2 protein-coding genes are annotated in these 3,129 nt (G+C 71.3%); both read right to left on the bottom strand.

The features are described 5' to 3' along the window. Window positions 1–1,270, bottom strand: a 1,270-nt coding sequence (locus D7V93_RS40940; protein ID WP_120648414.1) for a hypothetical protein, incomplete at its 3' end; no start/stop codon positions are given. 147 nt (window positions 1,271–1,417) lie between these two features. Continuing rightward, window positions 1,418–2,980, bottom strand: a complete 1,563-nt coding sequence (locus D7V93_RS40935; RefSeq protein WP_147451618.1) for a hypothetical protein — start codon at window positions 2,978–2,980, stop codon at window positions 1,418–1,420. Window positions 2,981–3,129: the final 149 nt, after the last annotated feature.

Below are 3,129 nucleotides of genomic sequence, written 5' to 3'. Positions count from 1 at the left end.
TGCCGGTGGCGAACAGGGGGTACCGGTACCCGTACTCCACATAGAGATTGTTGAAGAGCCTGCGGGTCCCCGCGGCTGTTCCATTCGTCGCCCACAGCGCCACGTTCTCGGGCACGGGGGCGTCGCTGCCGATGGCCATGGAGAAGTAGAGGTCGCTGCCGGAGACCACCGCCGTCCACACGTAGGGATATGCGTACTCGCCGGACCCATAGGGGTTGGGCAGGGTGGTAACCTGCGCCTTGCCACCGCCGTTCAACGAGAGCCGGTCGATGCGCAGCCGCTTCGTCGCCGGGCTGTCCACGGACGTCAGATAGACATTCGCGCCCAGCGCCCCAAGCAGGCGCACAGGCTTGCCGAAGGCGTCCAGCCGGACGGTCCCCGCGGCGGTGCCATTCGTCTTCCACACCTCGGAGTTGGGGCCGTCCTCCAGGATGAACAGCGGCGGCTCACCCGGGCGGCTCACACTGCTGACGAAGGTGGGCCCCGAGTCCAGCCGCTTGACGGAGGTGGTCCCGGCCAGCGTGCTGTCGGTGCGCCACAGCGTGGTGCCCGTCTCCTCGGCGAAGAAGAAGAGCAACGCGTTGCCGGCCTTCAACGTGTCGGCGCTCAAGCCCGTGGAGCCGCTGAAGTTCCGCACCCGCAGCGTGCCGGCGGCGGTCCCGTCGGACCGCCACAACTCCGGCCCCGCCCCGCCTCCCGGCAACGGCACCCAGCGGAAGAACACCAGGCGGCCATTGACCTCGGAGGCATTGCTCAGAACGGAGTCGTCCGCGCCGGGGGTGATGTCCTTGATCAGCCGGGTCCCGCCCTCCGTCCCGTCACTGATCCAGGGCTCCATGCCGGCGGCCGGGGTGCGGACCTGGAAGAAGAGCCTGTTGCCCACCGCGACCAGGTCCATCGGTTGGTAGACGCCGGGCGGCCCCGGAAATGTCTTCACCGGGACGGTCCCCGCCTCCGTGCCGTCGCTGCGCCACAGGACCGAACCGGTGTCGAAGACGGAGGTGACGAAGTAGAGCGTCCCCTGGACGTTGGTGAGCTCCCCCATGAAGCCCCCGGAGCCAGGAGGCGTGAGGGACGCCACCCGGGACGCCACTCCGGTAGGGCATGCCTGGGCGCTCACCTCGCGGGAGTCCTCCTCCACCGTGGCCGCGGGTACGCCCTCCACCGACGGGGACGCGGGCTCCCCTGACAGTTCATTGCCCTGCGAACCACCACATCCCACGCCTGCCAACCCCAACCACAGCAGGGTGCCCCAATTCCTCACATGCATGTCCGCTCCTTCCGGCCCACGGCGGTCGGAAGGTGGTGTGCGAGGCTTTGCCTGCCAAGGGGCACCCCAAGAAGGTAGGCGTGTTTTGGATATCTTTTGCTTGCGCGTGGCGGCGTCAGTGTGGCGAGGGCCGGCGTCACCGGTGGCTCAGCGCAGCTCCACCGTGAGCCCGCCGAAGGTCATGGCCGCCCGGTTGCCGCCGTCTCCCGCGTGCGTCATGGGCGCCTCCGCGAGCCCCACCGCCACCAGCGTGTCGCCGTCCGCGTCCACGCCCAGCAGGTGGAAGTGACGGTCCTGTCCTTCGGGCCCGGCACGCTGCGTGCGCACCGTCTGGCCGTCGGTGGACGCGAGCGCGAGCAGCGCCCCCGCGCCGCGCGAGATGCTCATGCCGCCGTACCAGCGGTCCCAGCCGGCGCCGCCCACCGCGAGCAGCCCCGCGTCCGTCCAGCGCAGCGCGGAGAAGTGATCCGCGCGTCCCGTGTCCACCCGGTGCTCGAAGCGCAGCACGCCCGTGTCGAGCGACAGCACGCCCAGATAGCCGTCATACGGCGTCATCCGGTCCTGCACGCCCGGCGCGGACGGGTAGTAGGCAATCGTGCCGTCCTCGGCCTCCGTCACCACGGTGCCGGCGAGCGCCACCTCCACGCCGCGCACCGCCATGTCGAAGACGACGAACTCCGCTGCCGCCGCGGGGATGAAGGCGCGCGTGCCGGTGCGCGCTCCCTCCGGGGTGAACGTCGTCACGGCGAAGGCCTGGCGCTCGGTGTCCACGGGCTGGGTGACGTCCGTGCTCGTCCTGCAGTGCAGGCCCGTGAAGTCGTTGAACGTGCGGCTCGAGGCCTGGCACCGGGACGTGTTCCACGTGCGCCCCACCACCAGCCGCCCGTCGCCGGCCACTTCGAGCAGCGGACGCAGCGCGGCCTCGCGCCAGCGGAACTCGTCGTAGGCCCAGGCCGCCGGCTGCGTGGAGTGGCGCCCGTCGACGACGCGCGTCCACTGCTCCTGGTAGCGCCCGTCCACCCACTGGAGCGTCATCAGCCCCGACGCCAGCTCCGACGTTTCGTGGGCCCCCTCCGGGACCGTCACGAGTGACAGGAAGGCCACGGCCACGTCCTCGCCCCGCGCCTCCGTGCGCAGCCAGCCGTCGGTGAGCGCGTGCACCCACGGCGACTTCATGCGGAAGGGGGAGGCGGGCAGGGTGCCGCCCAGGTCGGACGCCGGCACCGTCGACGGCACGGGCAGCGGCTGTCGCGACAGCACCTGCCCCTCCGGGGACAGGCGCAGCAGGTCGAACGCGCCCACCTCCGCGTCGGTGCGCTCGACGCCCAGCGTGCTCTCTCCGGACGGGTGCACGGTGAAGTCGCTGAAGTGCTCCGCGGCCGCCGCGTCCACGCGCCAGAGCAGCGCGCCGTCCGGAGACCGCACGCTGAGCCGGCGGGTGTCGTGGCCTTCCGCGTCCCGCGTCGTCTCCAGCACGAAGGTGCGCCCAGCGGCCCGCCGCACCTTGAGCCCCCCGAAGCTCGCGCGCGGCTCCATGCGCGACGACAGCGCGTCTGGCTCGAACGCCCGCGCGAGCCCCTTCGTGGGACCCGCGCAGTCCACGCCGTCACACGGGGGCGTGACGCCGTCCGGCCCATGGCAGGCGGAGGCACCCAGCCAGCCAAGGACTCCCATCAGGACGCGGGTTCGACGCAGGTTCGGCAGGCGCATGGTCTCCATACGGAGGCAGGCCCGGACCTGGGTCGAATGGTGGTCCGTCCGAGGTGCAACTGTTGGGACCCAGACGGTCTTTCCCCCAGCGGGACCGGTGGTGTTTCGTGGTCATCCGCGTACAGTGAGGAGCCCCCTGCCTGTCGAAG

This window comes from Corallococcus llansteffanensis, from assembly GCF_003612055.1.
In the GTDB taxonomy this organism is placed as follows: domain Bacteria; phylum Myxococcota; class Myxococcia; order Myxococcales; family Myxococcaceae; genus Corallococcus; species Corallococcus llansteffanensis.
This window is presented reverse-complemented; position numbering and strand designations above follow the sequence as displayed.